The sequence below is a fragment of the Lichenicola cladoniae genome (genome assembly GCF_013201075.1).
Classification (GTDB): Bacteria; Pseudomonadota; Alphaproteobacteria; order Acetobacterales; family Acetobacteraceae; genus Lichenicola; species Lichenicola cladoniae.
On record NZ_CP053708.1, the window covers coordinates 767,205 to 793,047 of the forward strand.

Here is a 25,843-nt window from a genome sequence, read left to right on the forward strand (position 1 = left end):
GTTTAAACTAGCGCCTCCGGCGGAAGGGAATCCGGGATTGTACGGTTCACACCGGTTGAGCCGGCGCCTGGCGTTGGGATCGGCGCTGTCTGCCTCCGCGCTTGCTGCGATCCCGGCCCGGCCAAGCGCCGCAGCCGTCGCGGCGGTGCGTGGCGGAGTGTTGAACATCGGCGTCAGCGCTGAAATGAATTACAACATGCTCTGTTTCGCGATGACCGGCGATCCGATGGACTACATCTATTCTTGGCCGATCTACGAGTCGCTGTTCAGGCCCAATGCGAGCGGCACGGTCGATCCGTGGCTGCTGGATTCGGTTGCGACCGACCCCGACGGCCTGTGCTACGTGTTTCATCTCAGACCGGGCGTGGTGTTTTCGGACGGGACGCGGCTGGACGCATCGGTGGTCAAATGGAACCTCGATCGTTACTTGGCGGTCGGGTCGAAGCGGACCGAGTTGTTTTCGTCTGTGAAATCGGTCGATATGGTCGATGAGATGACGCTGAAGATCGCGCTGCGCGAGTGGAGCGCCGTCATTCCGACCGCACTTTCGCGCGAATGCGGCTACATGTTCTCGCGCACCCAGTACGAGGCGCACGGCGAGGCGTATTGCCGGTCGCATCCAGTCGGCACCGGGCCGTTCATGCTGGAGAACTGGGAGCGCAACGTGGGCAAGAGATTCGTGCGCAACCCACTCTACTGGAACGGGGCGGTGCAGCTCGATCGCGTCGTCTACACGATCTACAACGATGCGCTGGTCGGGCAGGCGGCCATGCTGTCGGGCGAAATCGATGTCTTCGCCGGGATGGCGCTGACCGGGATCAGGGGCCTAGCCAGGCACGGGTTCCGGGTCGCGGCGGCGGCGCTCGAAGACCATTCGTCGCTGCTGGTGTTCAACTCGCTCAACGTGCGGGGAAACGATCCGACGGGAAGTCTGCCGGTCAGGCAGGCGATCTGCCATGCGATCGACACCGGGGCGCTGGTGGACGCGTCGTATCTTGGATACGCCACGGTGTCGTCGCAGTTCGGGATCGGCACGCATTACAGGAGTGACGCGATTACCGGTTACGATTACGACCCGGCGAAGGCCCGGGCGTTGCTGGCGCAGGCCGGGTATCCAAACGGATTCAAGACCCAGATCCGGGCGGCGGCGGCTGGGTCGAACAAGACCGTCCTGACAATCATGCAGTCTGGTCTTGCGGCGGTCGGGATCGAGGCCAGCTTGCAGCTTCTGACCGGGGCGTCCGCCAGCCAGGCCCTTACGGGCTGGGGCTCGGGGATGTGGTACCAGACGTCGGGAGTTTACGTCGACGTGGCGATGCAGATGGCGGCGATCTTCCCGCAGGGGTTAACCGGCGGCGCGCTCGGCGTCAGCACGATGCTCAGACCTGCCGACGTATCGATGGTGCTGCGGCGCGCGGTGGCGTCGCGCAGCGATGCGGATTCGATCGGGGCGGTTCGGGAGGCGAACCGGCTGTTGATCGACAAATATGCCCTTTACATGCCGGTGGCGGAGTACAGCACCGCCTTCGTGCTCAATGCACGGGTGAAGAACTCGGGCATCGGTGAGATCTTCTATGCCGTGGCAACCCTGGCCGGTGCGTATGTCGAGACGTGAGGCCGGAACGGCGATGCCGGTCGTGACCGGGATGCGGCGCTGATGCGTTACGTCGCGAACAAGATCATGACGGCGATTTTCCTGACGCTGGTCGTATCGGTGTTGGTGTTCCTGCTGATGCGCGCGCTGCCGGGCGATCCGGCGTTGATCGCGCTTGGTGATTCCGCGACGATCGAATCCATTGCGGCGTACCGGCATCACCTGGGCCTCGATCTGCCGCTGACCAGGCAATACTGGCGATGGATCAGCGGCGTGGCGCTGCATTTCGACTTCGGCCAGTCGGTGCTCAACCAGCAGGACGTGTCGGAGATCGTCCGGCAGAGACTGCCCAACACGCTGACGATCGGCATTCCATCCCTCGTCCTCGGGGTGCTGACCGGAATTCCTACCGGCATCGCGACGGCGATCTTTCGCGGGCGCGGGGTCGATCAGCTCATCACGCTGGTGATCAACTCGTTTCTCGGCACGCCGCGATTTCTCATCGCGCTCTTTGGGGTTCTCGTCCTTGCGCTCAAGTGGCGGTTGATTCCGCTTCAGGGCTATACCGCGCCATGGGACGATTTTGCCGCCTATCTGCACAAGGCGGCGTGGCCGATCATCGTCAACAGCATCTACATCGTAGCGGTCGTGGCCCGTCACACGCGGTCCAACCTGCTCGAGGTGATGAACCAGGACTACATCCGCACTGCGCGGGCGAACGGTCTATCTGAATGGCGGATTGTGTTCGGGCATGCGCTGAAGAATACGCTGATCCCGGTGCTGACCGTGATCGGGCTGGAGATGCCGCAGATCGTCGGCGGGGCGGTGGTGATCGAGACCATCTTCAACATTCCCGGGATCGGGCAGCTCGTGCTGAACGGCGTGGTCAACCGGGATTATCTGGTGGTGCAGGCGGCGGTTCTGGTGATTTCGTTGGTCACGGTAAGCTCCAACCTGGCCGTCGAGGTGCTTTATGGGCTGGTAGATCCGCGGATCAGGAGGGGTGCTCGATGAGCGCGGGCGGCGCTGCGCCGGCCTGGCGGAACACGGTTCGGACGTTTCTCGGGCGTGGGTTGCTGGTGCGGGTGTGTTCGGTCGTCATCGTGGTGTTCGTCGTGGTGACGCTTCTTGCCGGGGTGCTGGCGCCGTATAATCCGGCGGCGCAGAACCTGACCAAGGCGCTGGCGCCGGCGTCGCTGGCGCATCCGCTCGGACAGGACGATCTCGGACGCGACGTGCTGAGCCGGATCATCTATGGCGGACGGGTGTCGCTTTCAGTGAGCATTCTCGCCGGCAGCCTCGCCGCCGTGGTCGGCATCGCGCTCGGTCTGATCTCGGGATATTTCGGCGGCAGCGCGCGGCGCCTGATCATGGGGCTGACCGACGTCTTGCTGAGCATTCCCAGTCTGGTGTTTTCGCTGATCCTGGTGGCAGCACTGGGCGGCGGCCTGCTCAACTTAGTGCTGGCGATCGGCATCGGCATGGTGCCGACCTATATCCGGATGACCAATGGGCTGGCGCTGTCGCTGCGCGAGAACGACTACGTCGTCGCTTCGCGTCTGGTCGGGCAGTCCGAGCGGCTGATACTCCTGCGGCACCTGCTGCCCAATTGTTTTCCGACGCTGACGGTTCTGTATACGATCAATTTGGGCAACGCCGTGCTGACCGAATCGACGCTGAGTTACCTGGGCGTCGGGATCAGCCCGCCGACCGCGTCCTGGGGCAGCATGGTTTCGGATTTCTATCCGTATCTGATCAGTGCGCCCGCTCTCGTGGTCGGTCCGAGCCTGTGCATCATCCTCATCATCGTTTCCTTCAACGTGGTCGGCGACGGGCTTCGCGATGCGCTCGATCCGCGTCTGAGAGGACGGCTGTAGATGGACGACGAGGTGCCTCTGCTGGACGTCCGGAATCTGCGGACTTCGTTCTTCACCGATGGCGGCGAGGTGAAGGCGGTTGACGACGTGTCGTATTTTGTCAGGCGCGGCGAAGTGGTCGCCATCGTCGGAGAGAGTGGCTGCGGGAAATCGATCACTCAGCAATCGCTGGTGCAGTTGGTGCAGACGCCGCCCGGCCGAATCCTGGGCGGCTCGGCGATCTTCGAGGGCCGGGACCTGATGCAGTACGGTCCGCGATCGAAGGAGATTAGGGCGGTGCGCGGCGCCGGGATCTCGATGATTTTCCAGGAGCCGATGACCTCGCTCAACCCGGTGCTGACCATCGGCAGGCAGCTTTCAGAGGTCATCCGCGTCCACTTGGGCCTGTCGCGCAAGGCGGCTTGGGCACGCGGCACCGCTGCCCTTGAAGCGGTCGGCATTCCAGAGCCAGCCAGGCGGATGGCGAGCTATTCGTTCGAGATGAGCGGCGGCATGCGCCAGCGCGTGATGATCGCCATCGCGGTGGCGTGCGGGTCGAAGCTCATCATCGCGGACGAGCCGACGACGGCGCTCGATGTCACCACGCAGGCGCAAGTAATGGAGCTGCTGCTGGCGCTGGTGCGCACCGAGCAGCGGTCGCTGGTGGTCATCACCCATAATCTGGGGCTGGTGACGCGCTACGCAGACCGCGTCTACGTGATGTACGCGGGCAAAATCATCGAGTCAGGCACGACGGAACAGTTGCTGACGGCGCCGAGGCATCCGTACACGGCCGGTCTGCTGTATTCGATCCCCCGGCTCGAAGGCGACACCGGCTCGGATCTGCGGCCGATCCTGGGTCTGCCGCCAAACCTGCAGGATCTGTCGCCGCACTGCGCGTTCGAGCCGAGATGCCCGTACGCAACGGCGGCGTGCCGGGAGTTGTCGTTTCCGGCGTTGCGCCAGACCAAGGGCGAGCCCGGGGCGCCGGAGCAGCAGGTCGCCTGCCATTACGACATCGACCACGCCGCCCGACCCGAGGAACTCCGCGCATGACAGAGCGGCTTCTGTCGGTCGAGAATCTCAGCATGCATTATCCCGTCCGCGCCGGCTTCGCGGGTCGCACTCGTGAGCTGGTCAAAGCGGTGGACAATGTGAGCTTCAGCATAAACAGCGGTGAGACGTTTGGGCTGGTCGGCGAAAGCGGATGCGGCAAGACGACGACTGGAAAATGCGTGCTGCGGATCAACGAGCCGACCAGCGGGCGGATCGTGTTCAAGGGGCAGGATCTGGCGCATGCGAGCCGGCGTGCGCTGGCGCCATTCCGCCGGAAGCTGCAGCTGATTTTTCAGGATCCGTACAGCTCGCTCGATCCGCGGCAGACGGCGTCGTCGATGTTGGCCGAGGCGATCACCGCCGGCGGCGAGGCGGTTTCTGGTGCGGCGCTGCGGGAGAAGATCGCGGCCCTGCTGGCGACGGTCGAATTGCCTGAGGCGATGGGGCGGCGATATCCGCATGAGATGAGCGGCGGGCAGAGGCAGCGGCTAGGGATCGCTCGAGCGCTTGCCTGCGCGCCCGATCTGGTGATCTGCGACGAGCCGGTGGCGGCACTCGACGTGTCGATCCAGGCGCAAATTATTAACCTGTTCAAATCGATCCAAAAGCAGACCGGGGTCACCTATCTGTTCATCGCTCATGACCTTGCAGTGGTTCGGCATATCAGCGACCGGATCGGTGTGATGTATCTGGGCCGACTGGTGGAGGTGACGGGGGCCGAGGCGCTATATATCGACCCGCGCCATCCCTATACGAAGGCGCTGCTCTCTGCGATTCCGATCACTGACTATTACGAGGAGCGCAAGCGGAGCAGGATCGTGTTGCCGGGCGAGGTGCCGAGCCCGATGAATGTGCCGCCCGGCTGTCCGTTTCATCCGCGCTGCGGCTATGCCACCGCGGAATGCAGGATCGTGACGCCGGAGCTGCGCGACATCGGCAACGGGCATAGCGTCGCCTGCCACAACGCCTGAGCGTGGCCGGCCGGGTCCTGGGGACCGGCCGGGACGACGAATTAGCTGCGGACCAGCCGCTGCTGGTCGAGTTCAACCTGCTTCACGTCGTAGGCCTGGAGTGCGGCCCAGTGTGACTCGATATCAGCCTCGAACAGGCCGCGGGTGATGCCGGCGACGAGCTTGGGCACGGCGATGGTCATTGCGTTGATGGACGACGCGGACGGGCCGAAGCTCAGCGTGGCGCCGATGCCGAACAGGTGGATGTCGCGGAGCCAGGGCGCCTCGCCGGGGTTGCGCTCGGTGAACGCATAGTCGGGAGCGAGATACGGGAAGCCGCCGAGGCGCTCGCTCTCCTCCGCAGCCGGGGGCGTGTAGCGGTCGGACCAGCGGGCGATCCGGTTGGCGAAGGCTGAGAGTTCAGGCCGGGCAGCGAAATCGTGAACCACGCCGGTGCCGCAGATGGCGAAATCGGCGATGAATGGTCCGTGCAGGGTGTCCAGCCGGATCCGGCCGTCCACGACTGAGGCGTTGGTCCATGGCGCGCCGACATGCATGGTGAAGGTGGAGAATGCCTGCACCCGGTCGTAGGTCGCGGGTGGGAAGCCCTCCCGCATGCCCAGCACGTAGCCGAGGATCCGCCAGCGCCACGCATCGGTCATGTCGCCGATATGGCGCATGAAGCCGGCGAAGGTCAGCCAGCGATAGGGCTGGACCACCATCGGCTCCGCCCGGCGGCAGAACAGGTGAACGATGGCGCCGTGTTCGAGGGCGGTGGCTGCATTGTCGAAGGCCGATGCGCCGGCGCCGAGGACCGCGACCGTGCGGCCGCGCAGGCTCTCGAAATCGATGTGGTCGCAGGTATGGGCCCGCATCGCCGGCGGTAGTTTTTCGACGAAGGATGGCATCCACCAGCGGCCGGTTCCGTCCTGACCGGTGGCCAGAATGACTTTGCGTGCATAGAAGACGTGGCCGTCTTCGCTGGTTGCCTTGATGCAGCGGGCACCCTGGTCGGTCAGGCCCGGCTCCAGGCTGCGCAAGGCGGTGTCGTTGCGAACCGGCAAGCCGGTAATGTCGCGAAACCAGCGCAGGTAGTCGTGCCATTGGCCTTTGGGAATCAGGTCGAGCTGCACGAACGCCTCGGCGCCCCATTGCGCTTCGAACCAGGCCTGGAAGGTGAGGCTCGGCATGCCGAGATCGGGGCCGTTCTGGTCCTTGGTGCTCCGCAGGGTCGGCATACGCGCGTAGGTCGACCACGGGCCTTCCATGTCGCGTGGCGCCTTGTCGATCAGCAGGATGTTCTCGACCTTGTCGCGCAGCAGCGCGAAGCCGGTGGCGAGGCCGGACTGGCCGGCGCCGACAACCAGGACATCGAGCGCCGGTTCGCCGCCGACCGCATGGGGTGCCAGCCATTTGGCCCGCGGATGCGCCGTCAGTTCGAGGTCCCGCCGGACGCAGACTTCCAGGGCCTCGAGACTGATCATCGCGCATACCTTCAATCGGCCCGGACGCGTGCAGAGCGCGCCGGGCGTTGTGTCGAATAGTCGTCAACAGGGACGATGATTGGACGCTGCTTTTTGTCCGCCGCGTGCCGAAGCGTTCGGCTCAGGCGCGATAATCGGATCCCACCTTGTCGATCAGCCGCAGACAGGCATTCCACGCCATCATTTCGATGTGGATCTGCTTGTCGGAAACGGATTGCTGCTCCAGCCGCGACTGGACCGGGACCGGCGGCACGATCAGCTCGCTGTTGCCGCTGAGGGCCGCGATCTGGATTTCACAGGCGCGTTCCAAATTGTAGATCCGGTTCAACGCCTCGGCCGCAGTGCGACCGACCGAGATCAGGCCGTGGTTGCGCAGGATGAGGACCTTGTTTTTGCCGAGATCGTTGACCAGACTGACGCGTTCCTCGCGCGTCAGCACGAAGCCTTCGAACGCGTGATAGCCGACGCTGTCGTGGAACATCATCGCCTGCTGGCTGATCGGCAACAATCCCTGGCGCTGTGCCGACACCGCCGCACCTGCGCGGGTGTGGGTGTGGATGACGAAGCCGATCTCGGGAAAGGCCTCGTGGATCGCGCTGTGGATGTTGCATCCAGCACCATTGGTTTCGGCGTCGGCGTACTCTGGCAGCACGGCGCCCTCCTCGTTGATCTCAATCAGGCTGGATGCCGTAACTTCGTCGAAGAGGAGGTTGTAGCGGTTGATCAGCAGCGTTCCGGCCTTGTCGGGAAGACGGGCCGACGCATGGGTATGGATCAGGTCGGTCAGACGGAAATGGGCGAGGATGCGGAAGATCGCTGCGAGCTCCTGCCGCGTTATCAGCGACGTAGGTGCGCCGTTATTCTCATACGTCATCATGTCGGACTCCAGACTACGTCACGTCGGTGCTCGGCGACGTCGCTTTGAAAGACTTACAGGGAAGCGGACACCGATACCATGGCCGCAAAGCCGCTTCCAACGATATAGGTCGGCAGCGTGCCGGCGAGGGTTGACCCGAAAATACCCTTTGCGGATCGCGCCGTCAGCTGATTGGCATAGATGCCGGTAAGATAGTGGGTGTTGGCAAGGTTGATCATGTTAAGCTGAACCGTCGGGTTCTTGACCGGACCTACCGGGGGCAGGCGATAGCCGAGTGACATGTCGACAGTCTTGTAGGAGGGCAGTCTCTCGTCATTGGTAAAGGTCGAGTACTGCGAGTCGAAATAATGGAACTGCACGTTTCCGAACAGGTGGTTGTCGTCGTAGCTCAGGCTGATGTTGCCGGTCCATTTTGGAGACCCGGTCGCGGTGCGGCCAGTGGTGGCGAGATAGTCAGCACCGTCGGCGATGTTGTTGTCGATGGTCGCCTGCAGGAACTCGCCCGACGCAAATAGCGAGAGATGGTGCCACGGCTTGGAGCCGATCGAGACGTCGACGCCTCGGCTGGTCTGGCCGCCACCATTGATATACTGCGTGACCATTGTGCCGTTCTGGACGACGACCGTCGAAATCTGCCGGTTAGTGAAATTGTAGTTGAACAGGGAGACCTGGGCTGCGAGGTACTGGTCGTTGTAGCGGTAGCCGAGCTCCTCAACGATCGAGTTCTCGATTTTCTGGTCACGCGATGCTGTTGTGGTTTTCTTGCCGGTGGAGGAGGAGATCGCGTCTGTAATCTGGCTGGGATCGGGCGTGCGGGTGTTGTCCCCGGCGTCGAAGAAGACCTGGCTGCGGTTGTCGAGGTTGTAGCGGACCCCAAAGCTCGGCATTGGCGCGGTCTGGTTGTTAGTGACGTTGTAGGTCGCGCCCGGCAGCCGGTTGAAGCTCGACGCTCTGAAGATCTCGTATTTCAAACCGCCTTCGATTGCCAAGCGGCCACCAAAGTAATTGGCGTGGTCACCGAGATAGATGTTGTTAGTCTGTAGCCGACTGACGACGTTGCTGGTGGCGTAGAGCTGACCGTTCGGCAGACGGACCGCGCTGCCCTTGGAGCCCCAAAGACTGCCGGGAGAGCCCGACGCGTCGACATAGTTGAACTGGCCAGACTGCGACAGCTCGGTGAAGGCGTACCAGTCCCCTAAGGTCAAGCGGTTATGATTGTCGAGATCGATATTGACATTAGCATTGACGCCGGGCCGCACGTATTTCGTTGGCACTGAGGAGTAGAGCAGGGTCGAGCTTGTAGGCGCGCCGCTCGAGGTGTGGAGCTGGAGCCCCTGGATCTTCTGGGTTCCGTAATAGGCTGAGCTGGTCGAAAGAACGCTGGCACCGGGTCCCGGAAGCCCTTTGGCGTAGAACAAATAGGGCGTGAAGTTGACCGTGATTGCGCGGCTGACGACGATCTTGTTCTCAAGCGTGAGGAAGATGTTGTCGTTTACGTTCTGGTGAAACTTGTAATAGTTTGTGTCCTTTGCGGAGTAGTTGGCGTCATAGTTGAAGTCCTGGCCCTGCGCCGCGTACTGGGCAAGGGTGGGCGGCCGCTCGAGCTGATAGTTCAGGTTGGTCCAGGTCGCGGAAAACGAGGTCTCGCTGCCGTTACGCCAATCCTTGATGAATTTCGCGTCGATATGCTGCCGCTTGATCTTACCGGGGCTGCGCCAGTCGTCGCCAAAAAAGTTTGAATAGGACACGAAGCCTCGAATCCCACTCTTGCCGAGGTCACCCGTCTCCAGACGCACGAAGCTCTGGCGGGAGTTGTTGGTGCCGTAGGTGAAGTTCACCATGCCGCCGAGCTGGTGCGACGGGTTGTGCAGCAACATCGAGATGGTCCCGGCAGCGCCATTCGACCCGGGCAGGTCAAAGTTTGTCGAGCCGGGGCTGAGTTTGACTTCCTCAAGGTTGAGGGCGTCAACCGCTTCGGTGGCGTTGAAACCGCCATCGTTGGTGATTGGCGATCCGTCGAAGAGGAAGATGATTTGGTTGGTGTTGAGGCCGCGGACCGTGAGGTTTCCCGGCTCGACGCCGTAGGGATCCTGGGTGGCGGCGACAGCGCCCGGCTGCAGCTGGATGAGACGCACCGGGTTGGCGGTCGCCGGCTGTGTGAGGATGTAGGCGCGGGTCGAGGTTACCGAGGATTTGGTGGAGTTTGACAAGGCGAGCAAACCGCCGCCAGACGACTGATGCGCGGTGCCGACGACGGAGACTTCCTCGGAGCTTTCTGCTGTTCTTACAGCCTTGGGCGTCGACCTTTTATCAGGGCTGGCGATGGCCTTGCCTTCCTTCACAACGGGCATTTCCGCGGCAACCGAAACGGGGGGATCCCCGAAACACGCGATCGCGATGATCGTTGTTGAAAGTAGGGACGACCGAAAGACGACTTTGTGTTTCAAGCGTTACGTTCCTTGTCTACCGCCTGCTCCAGGGCCGAGCGCTTTACGCGGTCCAGCCCGGCTCAAATGCTCGCCCGACGGTGGTGATCCGTCGCAATTCACTAATCTGTCATCAACAGGTAAGCATAAGACGAATGGCAGCTTCAATAAAAACCGCTATCAGGAAACGGCGGTGTTTATAGATCTCGGTGATAGCCCTAGCGTCCCGGTCTGGGCCTGCCGCTCCTGGGCACGCGAGACGGCCCCGAGATCCTAGCTGTTTACCAAGGGAAGATTGGAACTTGCGCCCGGACAAGGATGGGCGGGCCGCGGCGTATAACCACGGCTTATAGTGAAGCATCAATGCTGATAGTGATTCGATTGATCAGTCAAAATGCGTTCGCTATCGTCAGACCAGACACAAGAGCGGACCGGACGGGAAGTCCGCCAACAAACGCGGTGTAAATGATGACCAGAGTGATACGAATTGCAGCGGCCCAGATGGGCCCGACGCAGCGCGATGACACGCGCGCGCGCACTCTCGGCCGTCTTATTGTCTTGCTGGAACAGGCAGCGGAGGCGGGCGCGCAGCTGGTCGTGTTCCCGGAACTGGCGCTGACGACGTTTTTTCCACGCTGGATGCTGGAAGATGCCGAGCTGTCTGCGCAGTTCGAGGACGCAATGCCGAACCCCGGGATACAGCCGCTATTCGACCGGGCGCGCGCGCTGAAGATCGGCTTCTATCTTGGCTACGCGGAGCGGACTTCGGATGGGGAGCGGTTCAACAGCGCCGTTTTTGTCGACAGCGAGGGCACGATCGTTGGCCACTACCGCAAGGTTCACCTTCCCGGTTCGGTGGAGCCAATCCCTGACGCTCGGTATCAACAGCTGGAGAAGCGTTATTTCCAGTACGGCGATCGTGGTTTCAAGACGTTCCGAGGAAACAAGAAACTTGGCGGCGCGATCGTCGGTATGCTTATCTGTAACGACCGGCGCTGGCCGGAGGCGTGGCGCTGCCTGGCGCTGCAGGGTATGGAATTGCTATGCGTCGGGTACAATTCCGCAGCCTATGATCCGAATGGCGGCGACACCGAGTCTGAGGAGCTGCGGACGTTCCACTCGACCCTGGTGGCGCAGGCGAATGCCTACATGAACGCGTGCTGGGCGGTTGCGGTCGCCAAGGCCGGCAACGAGGACGGAGCCGGGCTAATCGGTGGGTCGTGCATAGTCGATCCGAATGGCAGGATCGTCGCCGCTGCCAAGACTGTTGCCGATGAAGTGATTATCGCAGATTGCGATCTCGATCTGTGCAAGCAGGGAAAGAAGAAGATGTTCAACTTCGATGCCCATCGGCGCCCGCAATGGTATAGCAGGATCGTGGAGATGGGCGCCGCGGCGCCCATCGACGGCGACATCTAGCCGTGATGCCGGGCGGCCGCATCCTGATCGTCAATCCGAACAGCTCCGCGCGCGTGACCGCGGTCATCGACCGAGCCCTTGAACCGCTGCGACGGACGACGTCAATGCGGATCGAGGTGGTGGGCAACCCGTCGGGACCGCCCGGCATCGCGTTACAGGCGGATGCGGACTCGGTGGCGCCGTTCGTGCAGGACACGGTAGGGCAGTCGGACGCTCTCGCATGCGTCATCGCCTGTTTCAGTGATCCCGGTCTGCATGGTGCCCGCGAGGCATCGGCGGGCAGGATCGTGCTCGGCTGCGGCGAAAGTGGGATTTTGCATGCGATGATGTCTGGAGATCGATTTGGCATAATCTCGCTGTCTGAGTCGTCGACGCAGCGACAGCGGCGCATGGTCAGGACCATGGGCGTTGCGTCCCGTTACGCCGGTAGTGTTTCCCTTTCGGCAACCGCGGAAGATGTGACGTCGCCGGCGATGTTTGAGGCGATGGCCGGCGCGGGGGATGAGCTGGTCCGACAGGGTGCGAATGTCGTTGTCATGGGCTGCGCCGGCATGGCCCATTGCCGTGATGCGCTCGAACGCCGGCTCGGCGTCATCGTGATCGATCCCGTCGATTCGGCCGTGGCGATGGCGATCGGCCTTTGCTGCCTGAAAGGCTCCCGGGTTCATGGCGACGCAGCCTAAGCTTATCGGTGTTCTGGGTGGCATGGGGCCGGCCGCAACGGCGGAGTTCATGCAGCAGGTGATCGGGAACACGGTTGCGGAAACTGATCAGGGCCATGTGCCGATGCTGGTGTTTTCCGATCCGTCGATTCCCGATCGCAGCACCGCGATCCTGGATGTGAACGCGCTGTCGCCGCTGCCCGCGCTGCGGGACTACGCGCAGCGGTTGGAGCGCGCGGGCTCGACGGTAATCGTCATTCCCTGCAACACCGCCCATCATTTCTACGCCCTGATCTCGGCCGCGGTTGGGATTCCGGTTCTGCATATCGCCGATGCGGTGATCCGCAATCTCGAGGACATGCCCGACGGGGTCAGCAGGAACGTGGCCGTCATGGCGACGGCCGGAACCGTTGCCTCCGGATTCTACCAGACCTATCTTGATGCGAGCGGACGCGCCTGCCTGATCCCGGACAGGATCGAACAGGCTCTGATCAGCCACGCAATCTACGAGATCAAGGCATCGAGGGTCACGGTTGCGGTTCTGATGGTGGTGGCGGCGGCGCGGTTGCTTCGGCTACGCGGCGCGACCTGCGTCATTCTCGGATGCACTGAGCTTGCGTCGGTCAGGCAGGCAGTCGAGGAGGAGCTTCCGGTGGTAGATTCAACCCAGGCGCTGGCCCTGGCCTGCGTCCGTTACGGCATGGCGCAGGTTACGATCCCGAACGTGATCCAGGCCTTGAGCCTCGCCTGACGCCCCGGCGCCGTGCCGGCCTCCTCCGGCCTTCGAGAGAGTAGATGAATGCGCATCCATGTCCATGACCCCCGCATCGGGCTACCGCGTCGCCTGACCCCGGAGATCTGGGCGGCGTGCTTTGCCGGGGAGGATCCGTGCTGGGCCGGGCTCGAGGTGACGTTCGGTGAGACGAACGAAGCGCTGGCCGCGATGCTGCCCGACGTGGAGACGCTGGTCTGCACGCAGCCGCCACCCCGGCCGTTTCACGCGGCGCCGCGACTGCGGCGGATTTTCTGCACGTTTTCCGGCATGGACGCGCTCATGCCGCTGGACTGGCTGCCGCCCGGCGTGACCCTGCTCAACAATAGCGGCGTGCATGGCGCCAAGGCCGGCGAATACGCCATCATGAGCATGCTGATGCTGGCGAACAACGTTCCAGCCTATGCCGCGGACCAGGGCAGGCAGCTCTGGCAGAGGCGGCCGGGCGGCATGCTGCGCGGGCGGCGTCTCACCGTCATCGGCCTCGGCGCGCTCGGCGGCGGTGCGGCGAAGTGGGCGAAGCAGTTCGGGATGCACGTCACCGGGGTCCGGATGCGGCCGGGTCCGCATCCCGATTGCGACAGGGTGTGCGCGACCGGCCGGCTGGAGGAGGTTCTGCCGGAGAGCGAGTTCCTGTTGCTGGCCTGCCCACTGAACGACGGGACGCGGAACATCCTGAACCGGACACGGATCGGCCTGTTGCCGCTGGGTGGTTACCTGATCAATATCGGACGCGGCGACCTGCTGGACCAGGAGGGTCTGTGCGATGCGCTTGACTCAGGCGGCCTGGGCGGCGCGGTGCTGGACGTGTTCGCGCAGGAGCCGGTCGGGCCCGGCCACCGGATTTGGACGACGCCGAACCTGCTGATGACGCCGCATGTGTCCTGCGACGACGCCGGCAGCTATCTCGCGCAGTGCCTGGAAGTGCTGAAGACGAACCTGATCGCGCTGGCGGCGGGACAGGCGCTTCCCAACCAAGTCGATCCGCGTCTCGGATACTGACCCGGACGCTGCCAGAGCGCCGGGAACCGGATCGGCCGGCGACGGCGGCAAGCGCGTCGACCGGCCTGGAGGAGGGGAGCAGGCCGAGGGTGATGACCAGATCGACGAGGTAGATGCAGGCCATCAACCCGAATGCCGCGCCGAATCCCATGCGTGGCGCGGCATAGCCAATCACCAGCGGCGCGAGGCCGCCGCATGCGCGGCCACAGCTCCATAGCACGTTCTGCGCGGTGGAGCGCATGGAGGCCGGATAGAAACGTGGGATAAGTTCGCCGTAGCCGCCCATCATGCCGTTGACGAACACGCCGGCCACCACGCCGACGAGGATCAGTGCGTGCTGCGACGTGGCCATCGGATAGATGAACACGATGGCCGCGGCGCAGAGCTGGTAGAGGGCGAAGGCCGGCTTGGATCCGACGCGCTCGGACAGGCGGCCGAAGAGCAGCACGCCGACGATCATGCCGAAGACGACGAACATGGCGATCAACCCGGACTTTTCCATCGTCAGGCCGCACTCACGCGTCAAATACGACGGAAGCCAGATCATGATGCCGTAGTAACCAAAGTTCTGGATGAAGGCCATCAGGAAGATGGCAAGGCTGCTGCGGCGGCGAAGCGGGCTGCTCCATAAGCCGCGCAGCGCCATCTCCGAGCGCGGAGCTTTTTTAACCGCGACGAACTCGTGCGAATCGCGTACTGTCAGGCGGATCAGGAACGCCGCCAAGGCCGGAAGTCCACCGACAACGAACATGCCGCGCCAGCCGATCCATGGCAGCAGCGCCGGTGTCAGAAGGGCGGCCATCAACGCGCCGACCTGCCAACTCAGTCCGACATAGGAGGCGACGCGCGAGCGCATCGCCGCCGGGTAGGCCTCCGTCGCCAGCACCATGCCCACGCCGAAATCGCAGCCCATGCCAAGACCGGCGCAGAATCTGCTGAAGAACAGATCGTAGAAATTGGTGGAGAACGCCGACAGTACTGAGAACAACGAGAAAACGACGATGGACATGGACAGCACGCGGGCGCGTCCGATGTAGTCAGCCAGGATGCCGAACGCCGATCCGCCGATGGCGCCGCCGAGCAGCGTCCAGGTTACCAGCAGGCCGCCCTGGCTGAGGGACAGGTGCAGGTCCCTGGACATGCTCGGCAGCATGAAGCCGAGCATCAGCATGTCGAAACCGTCCAGGGCAAACCCGGCCATCGCCGCGATGAGGGCACGGCTGCGCGTGTGCTTGCGATTCATGTTTCGACATTCTTTCATGCCGACACGTGCCCGATACACGCAGGACCCGGTCGATTCCGCTCCGACACCGTTCGCAATGGTGATTGCCGCCGGGTGCGACGACCGTGCGGATGCTAGCGGTGCGATCACACGAAAGCGAGCAGGCGCTCGGCATCTGTCCCGCCAAAATCGCTGTTGTAGACAACAAGGCTTTCGATACGTGCAGCACTTCGACGGAGCGTCGTCGTATTGCCGACGTTATGGGCACGCGTTGCGCGGGCCGCCGCTCGGCGTCGAGCGTCTAGCTACCCTGGATGATGGCCCTGATGCGCAAAGCGAGGACGTCCAGTGCGAAAGGCTTGAGCAGCACCTGCATGCCGGAAGCGAGGGTGTCGTGGCCGACGACGGTGGTTTCGGCGCAGCCGGTGATGAACGGCACCTTGAGCTCGCGTCGGAAGACACGCATGGTATCGGCCATCTGGGGTCCGTCATGCCGCCTGGCAGGCCGACTTCGGTGACGAGCAGGTTGATCGGCCTATTTGAGCGCAGCACCGCGAGGCCGGAAGCACCGTCGGCCGTCGCGATGGCCATGTGGCCGAGTTCCTCCAGCTCATCGGTGATGAGCACGCGCACCGTGGTTCGCCGTCGACGACGAGCACGGTTTCGCCGGCGCGCGTGCGGAGTTGCGGCCGGTGTGGCCAAGCCTGAGCAAAGCGAAATGCGCGACGATGCGATCTATGCGGTTCTGTCAGTCCTCGCGCCAAGACTTTGATTGTTCGTCATGAGGACTTGGCGGATCACGCGTTCTGCATGATCCCGAGCGCAACTCGGGCGCCTGTTGCGAACCGGAAGCGGCGGAAGGGGGCGGAGACGGGCTGGTTGTAACGGCGGCGGGAACGAAGGAGATCTCGGAATTCGCCGTGCTCCCTGCAGAAGCGGTGGGCGGCATCGTGGCTCTTGAAGCCGCGCATACATCGGATCCTGCCTTTGATGCCGCGGTGGTCCTGCTCAAGGCGGTTGTTCAGGTAGGCGCTGATGCGGTGGGAAACCACCTTGCCCAGCACGGTGCGGATCGCCCTCGGGTAGGAGCCGTGGCCGTCCGTGGTCACCCGGTCCGGCCGGAAGCCCACCGTCGCCCGCGCCGAGTGGAAGAAGGTTTTGGCCGCCTTCATGTCGCGGTGGTCGCTCAGCATCGCGTCGATCAGGTTCCCGTCCTGGTCGACCGCACGGTAGAGGTAGACCCAGCGGCCGCGGACCTTCAGGTAGGTCTCGTCGACATACCAGCTTGCCCCGGATACACGGCGCTTCCCGAACCGGCGCTTGCGGAGCGCGTCGCCCATAACGGGCAGTAGCTTGGCCTCCCAGTCCCGGACGGCTTCGTAGCTGACCTCAATCCCACGCAGCGCCATGATCTCACTCAGGTCCCGAAGGGTCAGCCGGTAGCGGAGCCGACAGAACACCACGAAGGCGATGACGTCGCTGGGCAGGCATGTCCGGTTCAGCACGCCCCCGCTGCGTTCGTTGAACTGCCGCCCGCAGGCTCGGCAGCGGAACCGCCGGTATCCCCGCGCCGTCACCTCCGACCGCTCGGTTACAGCGGCAGACTCACAGCACACGCAGTTCATTCCGAGATCCTGCCGACTGCCATGACTGGCGACGCTACGTCAGCCGCACGGCGGCCACCAGATCCGTCACTGGCGCGAGGACTGACAGAACCCGAGCGGGGCAGCCTATCGGCCTGCCCGAAAAGGCGTTTCATTTTGGAGTACTTTCGGGCGCCGACCGGGACTTCGACGCCGACAAGGAGGCCGAAGCGCTCTACGATGCCGCGATCGCGAACCTCGCCTGCCTTGGCGGAACTCCGGTTCCGATCGACTATACGCCGTTTCGGGACGTTGCAGCCTTGCTCTATGATGGGCCCTATGTCGCGGAACGGCTGGCAGCGATAGAGCCATTCATCACTTGGCAACCCGAGGCGATGGATCCCGTCGTGCACAGGATCATTGCGGACGCCGCGCGCTTCTCCGCCGTCGATGCGTTCAAGGCGCAATACCGGTTGCTGTCGCTTGCTCGGCAGGCGGCGTTGCAATGGACCGGCATCGACATGCTGCTGCTCCCGACCACCCCTACGATCTTCAAGTTGGCGGATATTGCGTCCGACCCGGTGCGCCTGAACGGCCTGTTGGGTCTGTACACGAATTTCGTCAATCTTCTCGATGACGCTGCAATCGCCATACCGGCTGGCTTCCGATCGAATGGGCTTCCTTTCGGCGTCACTCTGATCGGTCCAGCCTTCAGTGATAGCAGTCTTGCCCGGCTTGGCGCCCCGCTGCATCGGGCCGCCGGGTGCGGTGCCGGGCTCGATCGCTCGGTTGGCATCCCGCTCCCCGAGCCGGACATGGCGCCGCTACCCGGGATCGTCTTCGCCCTCGCCGGCGCGCATCTGAGTGGAATGTCGCTCAACTCCGAGTTGATCACATTCGGTGCGGAACTGGTTGGTGAGGCACGAACGGCTGCGGATTACCGGTTGGTGCTACTGGATGCCGTCCCGCGCAAGCCAGGCCTGGTGCAGACGCCGGGCTTCGACGGTCAGGGGATTGAACTCGAGCTATGGCGACTGTCCGATGAAGGGTTCGGACGATTTGTCGCCAGCCTACCGCAGCCGATGTCGATGGGGAAAGTTGCCCTGGCTGACGGTCGAATCGTGTCTGGCTTTTCCTGCGAGCCCTCCGCGGTCACGAATTCGGTTGACATCACCAAGTTCGGCGGCTGGCGACGCTACATCTCCGAAGCCACAGGCGCCTAGGAATATGACCTGATTGGCGGAGGAGAGCCCGTGAGTGTTTCGGCAATTCTGAAGGAGGTGCTGCCCCCGCTTGGTGCGTGCGTCTGCACGAACTATGGTCGCCGCGCACGATCGGTTGGTGCATACTGGGGTTCCATTCGCGGTATTGCCGGTTGCGGATCCCGATGATCTTCTGTTCGGCATTTGGATCGTTAGGCCTGCGTTGGGCGAGGTATCAAAGGTGGATATTGCCGACATGCTCGAACGGGCATGCGTCGTCGGTGCGTGGCCGACACCTAGCCTGGGGGGAAGTCTCGTCGCGTGCTGAACACGATGCGGGCCCTTGGAGGGATGGTGACCCTCCCCACCACGCGGCAAGCCACGCAGGACTTGACGTACTTCGGGAAGGTGTCTCGCCTGTCCAGGATGCTGTCGAAACCGCCGCCGTGCTGGCTGTCGTCTATCCCCACAGGAACAGTATCGGCGGGGATGGTTTCTGGCTTATCCGCGAGCTGGGAGAGGCGCCGGTTGCGATAGCGGCATGTGGTCGTGCGGCTGCTGCCGCTAGCTACAGTCGCATGCATGCTCAGCCGCAACTGATCGTTCCCTGCGCACTCGACACGAACGATATGCGCTTGACCGCGTTGCAGGGGTTCAATTCGGGAGACCGGTTCTTCAGCTACCGTCGGGACGCATTAGAAGTTCTCTACGTCGAGGGCGAGATCAACCTAAGATGCTTTCGCTCGGGCTCCATTGTCGGACAGCCGCGTGTCCCGCGCGACTAGCATGTTCGCGCGCACAAAAATGTCAGGATTGCCGGACGTCTCGATATCGCGAGACACTGGCTTTCTATTTATCCGCTTGTGATCGAACCAGACAACACTGCCGGGGTGGATCACCATGAAGATCAACGACATCGTCGTTCTTGCCGAGGTGACGGCCGCGTTTGAAGCCTACGAGCGTGCCTTGATGATGAACGACATCATCAGTCTAGACAGTTTTTTCTGGCAATCGGCTCATGTGGTTCGCTACGGAGTGACCGAGAATCTATATGGCACTAACGAACTTGCGGCATTCCGCAGAGGGAGGGTAGGGGGTGCGCCAAACCGCTTGCTCAAGCGTGTATCGATAACGACTTACGGAGATGATTTCGGGACGGCCTGCGCAGAGTACGGTCGCGATGGAAGTAGGGCGACCAGTCGGCAGATACAGAGCTGGGTTCGGTTTCCCGACGGATAGCGGGTAGTCGTCGCGCATATCTCGGAGATTACTGCGATTTCGTAATTTGTCGCGCTGCGGCTTCTTTCGGCCGGTTAATAGTAAGGCACTATCTGTCGACGCTGCAAGATTGGTTCCAGCCGGCCAAGCGGTGCAGGTGCCCATTTCCACACATTACGGCGCGTGAAACACTGGCGGCGTTCTGCGGCCATCCGAAGCCGTCGATCCTGCTCACGGTAGTGATGGCCTTCGAGGTGCTCGACCCGCCGGAGGTGGCTGTGGTGGTAGCCCTGACCTACATCCGTTCGCGCTGTCTGGAGCAAATGATCAACCTCGCACCCCAGGTGGACCCGTATGCCGGCACCGATGAGAAGTAGCGTACGCTGGTGTTACGTTCCAACGAGCCGCTGTTTGCCATCTTCCTCCTCGGTTCTGTCAACTCTCACGCCAGAAATGATCTGGTGGCTACCGAAAGGTTGACGTAGCGTGCTGTTGACGGCGGCTGGTGGGATATCGAGATCAACTGCGTGTGCAGTGGATCTGCGGCTGTTACGGAGCGGTCGGAGTTGACGGTTTGCGCGCAGAGGAACAGCTCTTCACTGGGACCAGGGAACCGGAGCGTCTATATCTCGATGTTCTCAGCTAGACTGGGGGCGTCCTCACGTCCACGCATGCCGGACGATATGCAGGAGAGAGCGTATTACGGCAGTTGCTAATACCTCCGTCATAATAGGCCTTACCATGAGCTCAACCCCGACCGCCTCGCCGTCATCCTTCGGCGAGATCGACCCGCCGCCGCGCCTGCTGATGGGGCCTGGGCCGGTGAATGCGCATCCGCGCGTGCTGCGGGCGATGTCGGCGCAGTTGCTGGGCCAGTTCGATCCCGAATTCACCACCTACATGAACGAGACCATGGCGCTGTATCGCCAGGTGTTCCAGACGCGGAACCGCTGGACCTTCCTGATCGACGGCACCGCGCGGGCCGCGATCGAGGCCGCCCTGGTGTCGCTGCTGGAACCAGGTGATGCGATCGTCGTGCTGAGCGCCGGTCGGTTCGGGCTGCTGCTGCGCGAGATCGCCGAGCGCTGCGGTGCCGAGGTGACGATGGTCGAGGGCGAGTGGGGCGGGATCGTCACGCCTGCAGCGGTCGAGGCGGCGGTGGCCCGGGTGCGGCGGGATCGTCACGCCTGCAGCGGTCGAGGCGGCGGTGGCCCGGGTGCGGCCGCGGGTGGTGGCGGCGGTGTTCGGCGACACCTCGACCACGATCGCCCAGCCGATGCACGAGATCGGCCGGATCTGCGCCCGGCATGGTGCGATGCTCTACTTGGATGCGACGGCGACCCTGGCGGGCATGGATGTTCCGGTCGACGAGTGGGGGGCGGATGTGGTCACCGCCGGGTTGCAGAAATGCCTCGGCGGCCCGTCCGGCTCGGCGCCGGTCACCATCTCGGACCAGGCGGCCGCGCGCATCGCCTCGCGCCGCCATGTCGAGCAGGGGATAGCCTCGGGCGCCGACCGTCCTGCCGGTGGACGGCGCATTGCCTCGAACTACTTCGACCTGGCGATGATCATGGATTACTGGTCCGAGCGGCGGCTGAACCACCATACCGAAGCGACGACCATGCTGTACGGCGCCCGTGAATGCGCCCGGCTGGTGATGGAGGAGGGCCTTGTCGACCGCATCGCCCGGCATCGCCTGGCCGGCGAGGCGATGAGGGCCGGCCTGCAGGCCATGGGGCTGACCCTGTTCGGCGACCAGGCGTACGCCATGCACAACGTCACCGGCATCGAGATCCCGGACGGGGTCGATGGCGAACGGGTGCGTCTCAGGATGCGGGTTCAGTTCGGGATCGAGATCGGCAGTTCGTTCGGCCCGCTGGCGGGGCGGATCTGGCGCATCGGCACGATGGGCTACAACTGCAGGCAGGATACCGTGATGGCCACGTTGGCAGCGCTCGAGGCAGTCCTGCGTGGCGAAGGGGTCAGGGTGCCATCGGGCGAGGCTGTGGATGCAGCGCTCGCCCGATACGCGGCGTAGTCACCCACTGTGGCGGGGCAAGTGGAGCTTTGAGTTCGGGCTGCCTTTGCTGAATTCCATAAGCCTTGGGGCAAGCCGCCACACCCCTGTAGTGGTTTGTCTTACCCAGCCCTACACAGCCAGACTATTCCTGAAGCGCAAAATATTGCATGAGCTGCTCCCGGCGTTCGGAAAACAGTTGAGCACTTGCAGCCTGCAAGCCAGCAATTCCGAAGTCACTGATTGCAAATGAAGCCGCCGCAGCGCCGGACGCCGCTGCGCGGACCAGATCGCCCCGCACTTGCACCAGCGAGGCTACAAATGCCGAGCAGAACGCGTCGCCGCCGCCAGTGGTGTCAACCAGATCGACGGGGCAGGCGGGCATCAGTACATCGCGATCCGTCCGCCGGTCATGCGTCAGGCTGCCCTCCGCACCCATCTTGATGACCACTCGGCCGGGTCCCAGGGCAGCAAAGTACCGCGCCGCGCGCGGCGCATCGACATGGCCAAGCAGGCGCCGCACTTCGTCGAGGCTCGGCATGAACACATCAACCTGCGCGACCAGTTTCAGGATCTCATCGACATGGCCGTCGATGTATTCCTCCTGCGGATCCAGCGCGATTAAGGCCTGACCTTGCCGGCGTAACCCGGCCACCAAGTCGCGCTGGGCGTCCAGTGTCATTGCCAGGATCATGAACGCATCCGCTCCCTGGAAGCTATCCGGGATATCGGCGGCATGGGGCGACAACAAGTCGAAGTCGTCTTCAGACGAAAGCAGCTCGACTGCACGCTGGTCAAACGTCTGGTAGACGATGCGATTGTGCAAGGTTGGCCGAGAACGACGCGGCAGGCCGGCTTCGGCGAAGCCGGCGGCCAAAATCGCGTCCTGCATGACCATCGGCAGGTCGCAGCCGATGGGTGCCAGCATATGCGTTTCTGGCAACACCAGCCTCGCTCCCAGCGCCCCGAACAATGCGTCGCCACCAATGCAGCCCGGATGCGATGATCCGTCCGGATGCACCATGTCGTCGATCGACAGATTACCGCAGCATACCAACCGCGGGGGCGGCGAGATCACGGCCGCGCCGCTGCTGCTCACTCCGGCTGAGCCGGAATGGTTGTGCCAGCGCGGATAAATTTCTCCATCGCCGCATGGTAGGCGAAGAGCTGCAACGGCAGGGTGAAGGTGAAGGCAGCTAGGCTTTCGGGGACTGCTTCCAGCCGGATCACTTGGTCGCAGAACGGGTCCAGCGCATCTTCCTCGCCTGTCACCACTCCATAGACGCGACCGCGCCAGCGCTGGCCCTCGAAGGCGGTGTCCCGGGCGCGCGGAACGGAGGGGCCATCTGGCGCCAGCACGAATAGAGGATCATTGGGTTTCAAGGAATTGTAGTGATGGAACTCCTCGATCGGGATCGCAATCGCATGATCTGGTGAGCACTCCTTCATCTTCACCGCACCAAAGAGCGCAGACGCATAGGCCGGACCACCCCCCGCATAAAGATACATGCCACGATCAGCCTCGATCCGCGCTAGATCCGCCATCACCGCATCGAGTGCGGTGAGTGAACTTGCCATCTGTCGCGGCAGTTTGCTGAGTGCGGTTTCTAGGGCCGGCGCACCCGGTACACCGCGCAGTATCCCGACCCGAATCGCCACCCGGCAGAGCATCGCCATTGCCGCGGTGCTGGACTGCGTCGGCCAGCCGCGGCGTTCGGCATGCACCACCAGCCCATGCGTGGACTGTGTCATCAGCGCGGAGCCCGGAGTATTGCTAAGCGCCAGAGTCAGCGCCCCGAGTGCGTTCGCCACGAGGGCAGCCTCCACCGTACGGGTGGTCGTGCCGCTGGAGCTCAGCGTCACCACCAGCGTCTGCGGCCCAAGGCCACGCTTGTAGTAATAAGCGAGGTCGAGCGCCTGCATCGGCTCGCACACTACCCCAAGCATTTCTTCAAGCAGAAGCCGGGCGCCGATCATAACGGCCAGCGAGTCGCCGCATCCGGTCAGCACCACCCGGCGGATGGACCGGCCAGCGAGGTCGCGCGCCACCGTCTCGATTGCCTCGGCCTCGCGGGTCAGAGTGTTGGTGATCGCGTCGGGCTGAGCGAACATCTCTGTGCGGGTCAACATGACTCGGCGTAGCCGTTTTGGATCCTGCGGATCGTCTGTCGGTAACGAAGCCATCAGCTGGGCCTCTTTTTCGAACAAGCCGGCGATGAGCGCCCGGGCTTGGTCGTCGAGCGGCGAGTTGTCCCCAAGGAGCGGCGTGAGAGGTGCGATCATGGCAGGATTCCGGCGGTAAAAATTCGTGCTGACGAGAGATGCGGGGACCGGGATTCGCCTCAGGAGGCCGGCGCCAGTTCGCAGTGCCGGCTCAGCAACTGCGCGGCAAGGAAGCGAGCGGGATCGCCCTTGTCCTGGCTCATGTTCGGATTGCCGCCAAGCGCGATCGCCAGGTGATACGCCAGCAACTGAAGCGGTATCGCCTGCGCCACCGGCGCCAGCTCAACCGGGACCACAGGGAGTTGGATGCGGTGGGTGGCGGAGCCGACTGCATGGCCACCGGTCTCGACGGAAACGGTGCGCATACCGACTTCGTGCAATGCAGAGGCCGTGTTTTCAGCCAGCTGCGCAGTCTCGGCCGAACTAGCAAGCAACACGACCAGTTCGCGGGCATTCGCGGACCAGAACTGGCTGTGCGCATATTCCTCGATCTCCGCGCCCCAGACAGGCCCGTCATAGAGCTTGACCAGCTTGGCGGCCCCATACTCCGCGGTGCCCCAGTCACTGCCAGCGCCGAGAACGCGGATCCCGCTCAGCCCTTCCCCCGCCAGCGTGGCGGCAATCGCCTGGGTGCGCCGGCTGGCCTCGGCCAGCAATACCGGGAGGGCCAGAGCGAGAAAATCACTGACCCGCCCGTCGAAGCCTGGCACTTGGCCACCCAGCGCGCCGTCGAGCAGGAACATCAGTGCGAGTACCGTGGCACTGTAGCGGGCCGTACCGGTCAGGAAGGGCGCGACATCGGCAACGTGCAGAGACGCCACCCCGGAGGTAATGGCACCGAGTGGGCCGCCATCCTCATTGGTCAGTGCCACGCAGGTCCCGCCCGCCGCCTCGATCGCCTCTGCCGCCGCGTTGGTGCGATCGACGCTGCCGGACATAGAAATGGCGATGCCGCGATCGGCTCGGGTGAATTTCGAGGCTGCCAGCACCACACCGAGGCTGGTAGCCGCCTCGGGCACAACGTCGGAGCCACTGTTCCAGCTTAAGCAGGTGGCCCGCGCCGCAGTCCAACCATCGCCACAGCCGAACACGAAGAGCCGGCCGCCTGCATCCGGGCAGAGCTGCTCGCGCCCGATCGCCCGGAACTGGTCTGCGCGCTCGAACAGGGCGGCAAGCACCGCCCCCTGCCGCATGATGTCTGCAAGCATGGGCAGGTCGCGGGTCAGCTCGATGGTCATGGGGCCCCTGATGGACGCGTAAGGCAAAAATGCCGATCCGACTGTGCAAGGCACCATGGCAGGCTACAAGGAATATCTTCGAAGAAGGTGATCGGGAAAGTTTACGTAAGGCACTGCTGCTGGGCATCATCCTCTGTGCTGCGGTATCCAGTCTCAAAGCCTGCCTCAGCCCGCTACCGAACTTTCTGCTTCTTCTTCACTTTCGAAAAAGATAGAAAGAATGCGAAAATCAGCAGGAGGCACATCCATGGCCGCGTTCGGTGCAGTCAACCGGCAGAAGGAAATCGTCGACCGGCTGCGTGTCGACGGCAAGGTCAGCGTCGCTGTCCTCTCCGACGAACTCGGTGTGTCGGTGGTGACGATCCGAAACGATCTGGACGTGCTGGAGCGCCAGCAAATGCTGCGCCGGCTGCGCGGGGGCGCAATCGCGGTTCGCCCGGCGCGGTTTCAGCGCTCGCTGCACCCGCTCCACAACGCCTTCGAAGAGGAGAAGACCCGCATCGGCGAACTCGCCGCCAGCCTGGTGCGCGACGGCGAGACCATCATCATCGATGCTGGCAGCACCACCCTGGCGCTGGCTCGTGCTCTGTCGATGGCACTGCAGGATGTTGCGGTGGTGACCCCGGCGCTGGATGTGGCGCTGGAACTGGAGCGACATATGGGGGTGAAGGTGGTGATCACCGGCGGCACCTTCGCCAAGCCGCAGCGCTGTCTGATCTCCCCCTTCGCCACGACGTTATTGCGTCAGATTAACGCCGATGTCGCCTTCGTTGCCTGTTCCGGAGTCGATGCGGAGAAAGGCTTTACCACCCAAAGCTGGGAGGAGGCCGAGGTCAAGCACGCCATCGTCGCCGCGTCCTCTCGCGTGGTGTTCCTGGCCGATCGCGGCAAGATCGGCCACGTTGCCACCGCCAAGATCATGGACATAAAAGATGCCGAGCTGCTGATCACCGACAGCGACGCAGACCCGGCGACCCTCAGGCCGCTGGAACATGCCGGTCTGAACATCATCCTGGCGTAGCGGCCCACGATATGGGGAACT

Annotated in this window: 22 protein-coding genes and 2 pseudogenes; 15 read left to right on the forward strand and 9 right to left on the reverse strand. The window is 63.3% G+C overall.

From position 1 onward, the window contains the following. The first annotated feature begins 55 nt into the window (after positions 1–55). From HN018_RS03400 to HN018_RS03420, 5 genes are read left to right on the forward strand one after another with little or no spacing between them, the layout of a single operon-like run. Entirely contained in the window at positions 56–1,615 is a 1,560-nt protein-coding gene (locus HN018_RS03400) for an ABC transporter substrate-binding protein (protein WP_204259651.1), read from the forward strand. Positions 1,616–1,657: 42 nt separating this feature from the next. Further along, the gene (locus HN018_RS03405) at positions 1,658–2,608 is read left to right on the forward strand and encodes an ABC transporter permease (RefSeq protein ID WP_204259652.1); all 951 of its coding nucleotides are present in this window, start codon (positions 1,658–1,660) and stop codon (positions 2,606–2,608) included. Continuing rightward, positions 2,605–3,471 carry an ABC transporter permease gene (locus HN018_RS03410; protein WP_171833591.1) on the forward strand — a complete coding sequence of 289 codons (867 nt, stop codon included), beginning with the start codon at positions 2,605–2,607 and terminating at the stop codon, positions 3,469–3,471. The genes HN018_RS03405 and HN018_RS03410 overlap by 4 nt, the downstream gene beginning before the upstream one ends. Then, a complete protein-coding gene (locus tag HN018_RS03415; protein ID WP_171833592.1) occupies positions 3,472–4,506 on the forward strand; it encodes an ABC transporter ATP-binding protein in 1,035 nt (344 codons plus the stop codon). It begins immediately after the preceding gene. Continuing rightward, positions 4,503–5,477 (forward strand): ABC transporter ATP-binding protein, encoded by a 975-nt coding sequence (locus HN018_RS03420; protein WP_171833593.1) that lies wholly within the window; start codon positions 4,503–4,505, stop codon positions 5,475–5,477. Before HN018_RS03415 ends, HN018_RS03420 begins: the two co-directional genes overlap by 4 nt. 41 nt (positions 5,478–5,518) lie before the next feature. On the opposite strand, the gene HN018_RS03425 is transcribed toward HN018_RS03420, so the two are convergent. From HN018_RS03425 to HN018_RS03435, 3 genes are all read right to left on the reverse strand, one after another. Beyond that, positions 5,519–6,940, reverse strand: a complete 1,422-nt coding sequence (locus tag HN018_RS03425) for an NAD(P)-binding domain-containing protein (RefSeq protein WP_171833594.1) — start codon at positions 6,938–6,940, stop codon at positions 5,519–5,521. Between the two features lie 121 nt (positions 6,941–7,061). Continuing rightward, positions 7,062–7,817, reverse strand: coding sequence for a class II aldolase/adducin family protein (locus HN018_RS03430; RefSeq protein ID WP_171833595.1), 756 nt, complete (start codon positions 7,815–7,817; stop codon positions 7,062–7,064). A 53-nt stretch (positions 7,818–7,870) separates the two neighbouring features. Further along, positions 7,871–10,264: a TonB-dependent receptor gene (locus tag HN018_RS03435; protein ID WP_171833596.1), complete on the reverse strand. Its 2,394-nt coding sequence runs from the start codon at positions 10,262–10,264 to the stop codon at positions 7,871–7,873. Between the two features lie 447 nt (positions 10,265–10,711). Here HN018_RS03435 and HN018_RS03440 point away from each other — a divergent pair, with 447 nt between their 5' ends. The 4 genes from HN018_RS03440 to HN018_RS03455 are packed head-to-tail and all read left to right on the forward strand — an operon-like array spanning position 10,712 to position 14,098. Beyond that, a complete protein-coding gene (locus HN018_RS03440; protein ID WP_171833604.1) occupies positions 10,712–11,662 on the forward strand; it encodes an N-carbamoyl-D-amino-acid hydrolase in 951 nt (316 codons plus the stop codon). A gap of 5 nt (positions 11,663–11,667) precedes the next feature. After that, the gene (locus HN018_RS03445) at positions 11,668–12,345 is read left to right on the forward strand and encodes an aspartate/glutamate racemase family protein (RefSeq protein ID WP_171833605.1); all 678 of its coding nucleotides are present in this window, start codon (positions 11,668–11,670) and stop codon (positions 12,343–12,345) included. Continuing rightward, positions 12,329–13,075, forward strand: a complete 747-nt coding sequence (gene cuyB, locus HN018_RS03450) for a cysteate racemase (RefSeq protein ID WP_171833597.1) — start codon at positions 12,329–12,331, stop codon at positions 13,073–13,075. Before HN018_RS03445 ends, cuyB begins: the two co-directional genes overlap by 17 nt. Before the next feature lie 48 nt (positions 13,076–13,123). After that, entirely contained in the window at positions 13,124–14,098 is a 975-nt protein-coding gene (locus HN018_RS03455; protein ID WP_171833598.1) for a D-2-hydroxyacid dehydrogenase, read from the forward strand. A gap of 61 nt (positions 14,099–14,159) precedes the next feature. On the opposite strand, the pseudogene HN018_RS03460 reads toward HN018_RS03455, so the two are convergent. The 3 genes and pseudogenes from HN018_RS03460 to HN018_RS03470 all read right to left on the reverse strand — a co-directional run. After that, positions 14,160–15,359: pseudogene (locus HN018_RS03460) on the reverse strand (MFS transporter); the annotation flags it as partial. 262 nt (positions 15,360–15,621) lie between these two features. Further along, complete coding sequence (locus HN018_RS28400) at positions 15,622–15,798, reverse strand: response regulator (RefSeq protein WP_204259654.1); 177 nt, start codon at positions 15,796–15,798, stop codon at positions 15,622–15,624. A 319-nt stretch (positions 15,799–16,117) separates the two neighbouring features. After that, complete coding sequence (locus tag HN018_RS03470; protein ID WP_204259655.1) at positions 16,118–16,825, reverse strand: IS6 family transposase; 708 nt, start codon at positions 16,823–16,825, stop codon at positions 16,118–16,120. Positions 16,826–17,058: 233 nt separating this feature from the next. Between HN018_RS03470 and HN018_RS03475 the strand changes: the two genes are divergently transcribed. From HN018_RS03475 to HN018_RS03490, 5 genes and pseudogenes are all read left to right on the forward strand, one after another. Next, on the forward strand, positions 17,059–18,126 hold the full coding sequence (locus HN018_RS03475; protein ID WP_239479245.1) for an allophanate hydrolase-related protein: 1,068 nt from the start codon (positions 17,059–17,061) through the stop codon (positions 18,124–18,126). Between the two features lie 164 nt (positions 18,127–18,290). Beyond that, positions 18,291–18,890 (forward strand): gamma-glutamyltransferase, encoded by a 600-nt coding sequence (locus tag HN018_RS28565; protein WP_239478987.1) that lies wholly within the window; start codon positions 18,291–18,293, stop codon positions 18,888–18,890. Positions 18,891–19,005: 115 nt separating this feature from the next. Next, entirely contained in the window at positions 19,006–19,344 is a 339-nt protein-coding gene (locus HN018_RS03485) for an AtzH-like domain-containing protein (protein ID WP_171833600.1), read from the forward strand. Positions 19,345–19,565: 221 nt separating this feature from the next. After that, the gene (locus HN018_RS29055) at positions 19,566–19,700 is read left to right on the forward strand and encodes a hypothetical protein (RefSeq protein ID WP_275434178.1); all 135 of its coding nucleotides are present in this window, start codon (positions 19,566–19,568) and stop codon (positions 19,698–19,700) included. A 364-nt stretch (positions 19,701–20,064) separates the two neighbouring features. Beyond that, a pseudogene (locus HN018_RS03490) lies at positions 20,065–21,361 on the forward strand (pyridoxal-phosphate-dependent aminotransferase family protein). A 124-nt stretch (positions 21,362–21,485) separates the two neighbouring features. On the opposite strand, the gene HN018_RS03495 reads toward HN018_RS03490, so the two are convergent. Genes HN018_RS03495 through HN018_RS03505 form a run of 3 tightly spaced genes read right to left on the reverse strand, consistent with a single transcriptional unit; the run spans position 21,486 to position 24,801 of the window. Then, complete coding sequence (locus tag HN018_RS03495; protein ID WP_172443435.1) at positions 21,486–22,439, reverse strand: carbohydrate kinase family protein; 954 nt, start codon at positions 22,437–22,439, stop codon at positions 21,486–21,488. Then, on the reverse strand, positions 22,436–23,623 hold the full coding sequence (locus tag HN018_RS03500) for an SIS domain-containing protein (RefSeq protein WP_172443436.1): 1,188 nt from the start codon (positions 23,621–23,623) through the stop codon (positions 22,436–22,438). The genes HN018_RS03495 and HN018_RS03500 overlap by 4 nt, the downstream gene beginning before the upstream one ends. Positions 23,624–23,682: 59 nt before the next feature. Further along, positions 23,683–24,801 (reverse strand): SIS domain-containing protein, encoded by a 1,119-nt coding sequence (locus HN018_RS03505; protein ID WP_172443437.1) that lies wholly within the window; start codon positions 24,799–24,801, stop codon positions 23,683–23,685. A 247-nt stretch (positions 24,802–25,048) separates the two neighbouring features. On the opposite strand from HN018_RS03505, the gene HN018_RS03510 reads away from it, so the two are divergent. Further along, positions 25,049–25,822: a DeoR/GlpR family DNA-binding transcription regulator gene (locus tag HN018_RS03510; protein ID WP_171837923.1), complete on the forward strand. Its 774-nt coding sequence runs from the start codon at positions 25,049–25,051 to the stop codon at positions 25,820–25,822. Positions 25,823–25,843 lie beyond the last annotated feature (21 nt).

Bases quoted from the DNA above. Each gene is read 5' to 3' on its own strand.
- HN018_RS03405 (WP_204259652.1), top strand. From the start codon at position 1,658: ATGCGTTACGTCGCGAACAAGATCATGACGGCGATTTTCCTGACGCTG.
- HN018_RS03410 (WP_171833591.1), top strand. From the start codon at position 2,605: ATGAGCGCGGGCGGCGCTGCGCCGGCCTGGCGGAACACGGTTCGGACG.
- HN018_RS03415 (WP_171833592.1), top strand. From the start codon at position 3,472: ATGGACGACGAGGTGCCTCTGCTGGACGTCCGGAATCTGCGGACTTCG.
- HN018_RS03420 (WP_171833593.1), top strand. From the start codon at position 4,503: ATGACAGAGCGGCTTCTGTCGGTCGAGAATCTCAGCATGCATTATCCC.
- HN018_RS03425 (WP_171833594.1), bottom strand. From the start codon at position 6,940: ATGATCAGTCTCGAGGCCCTGGAAGTCTGCGTCCGGCGGGACCTCGAA.
- HN018_RS03430 (WP_171833595.1), bottom strand. From the start codon at position 7,817: ATGATGACGTATGAGAATAACGGCGCACCTACGTCGCTGATAACGCGG.
- HN018_RS03440 (WP_171833604.1), top strand. From the start codon at position 10,712: ATGACCAGAGTGATACGAATTGCAGCGGCCCAGATGGGCCCGACGCAG.
- HN018_RS03445 (WP_171833605.1), top strand. From the start codon at position 11,668: ATGCCGGGCGGCCGCATCCTGATCGTCAATCCGAACAGCTCCGCGCGC.
- cuyB (WP_171833597.1), top strand. From the start codon at position 12,329: ATGGCGACGCAGCCTAAGCTTATCGGTGTTCTGGGTGGCATGGGGCCG.
- HN018_RS03455 (WP_171833598.1), top strand. From the start codon at position 13,124: ATGCGCATCCATGTCCATGACCCCCGCATCGGGCTACCGCGTCGCCTG.
- HN018_RS28400 (WP_204259654.1), bottom strand. From the start codon at position 15,798: ATGGCCGATACCATGCGTGTCTTCCGACGCGAGCTCAAGGTGCCGTTC.
- HN018_RS28565 (WP_239478987.1), top strand. From the start codon at position 18,291: ATGATCTTCTGTTCGGCATTTGGATCGTTAGGCCTGCGTTGGGCGAGG.
- HN018_RS03485 (WP_171833600.1), top strand. From the start codon at position 19,006: ATGAAGATCAACGACATCGTCGTTCTTGCCGAGGTGACGGCCGCGTTT.
- HN018_RS29055 (WP_275434178.1), top strand. From the start codon at position 19,566: ATGGCCTTCGAGGTGCTCGACCCGCCGGAGGTGGCTGTGGTGGTAGCC.
- HN018_RS03500 (WP_172443436.1), bottom strand. From the start codon at position 23,623: ATGATCGCACCTCTCACGCCGCTCCTTGGGGACAACTCGCCGCTCGAC.
- HN018_RS03505 (WP_172443437.1), bottom strand. From the start codon at position 24,801: ATGACCATCGAGCTGACCCGCGACCTGCCCATGCTTGCAGACATCATG.
- HN018_RS03510 (WP_171837923.1), top strand. From the start codon at position 25,049: ATGGCCGCGTTCGGTGCAGTCAACCGGCAGAAGGAAATCGTCGACCGG.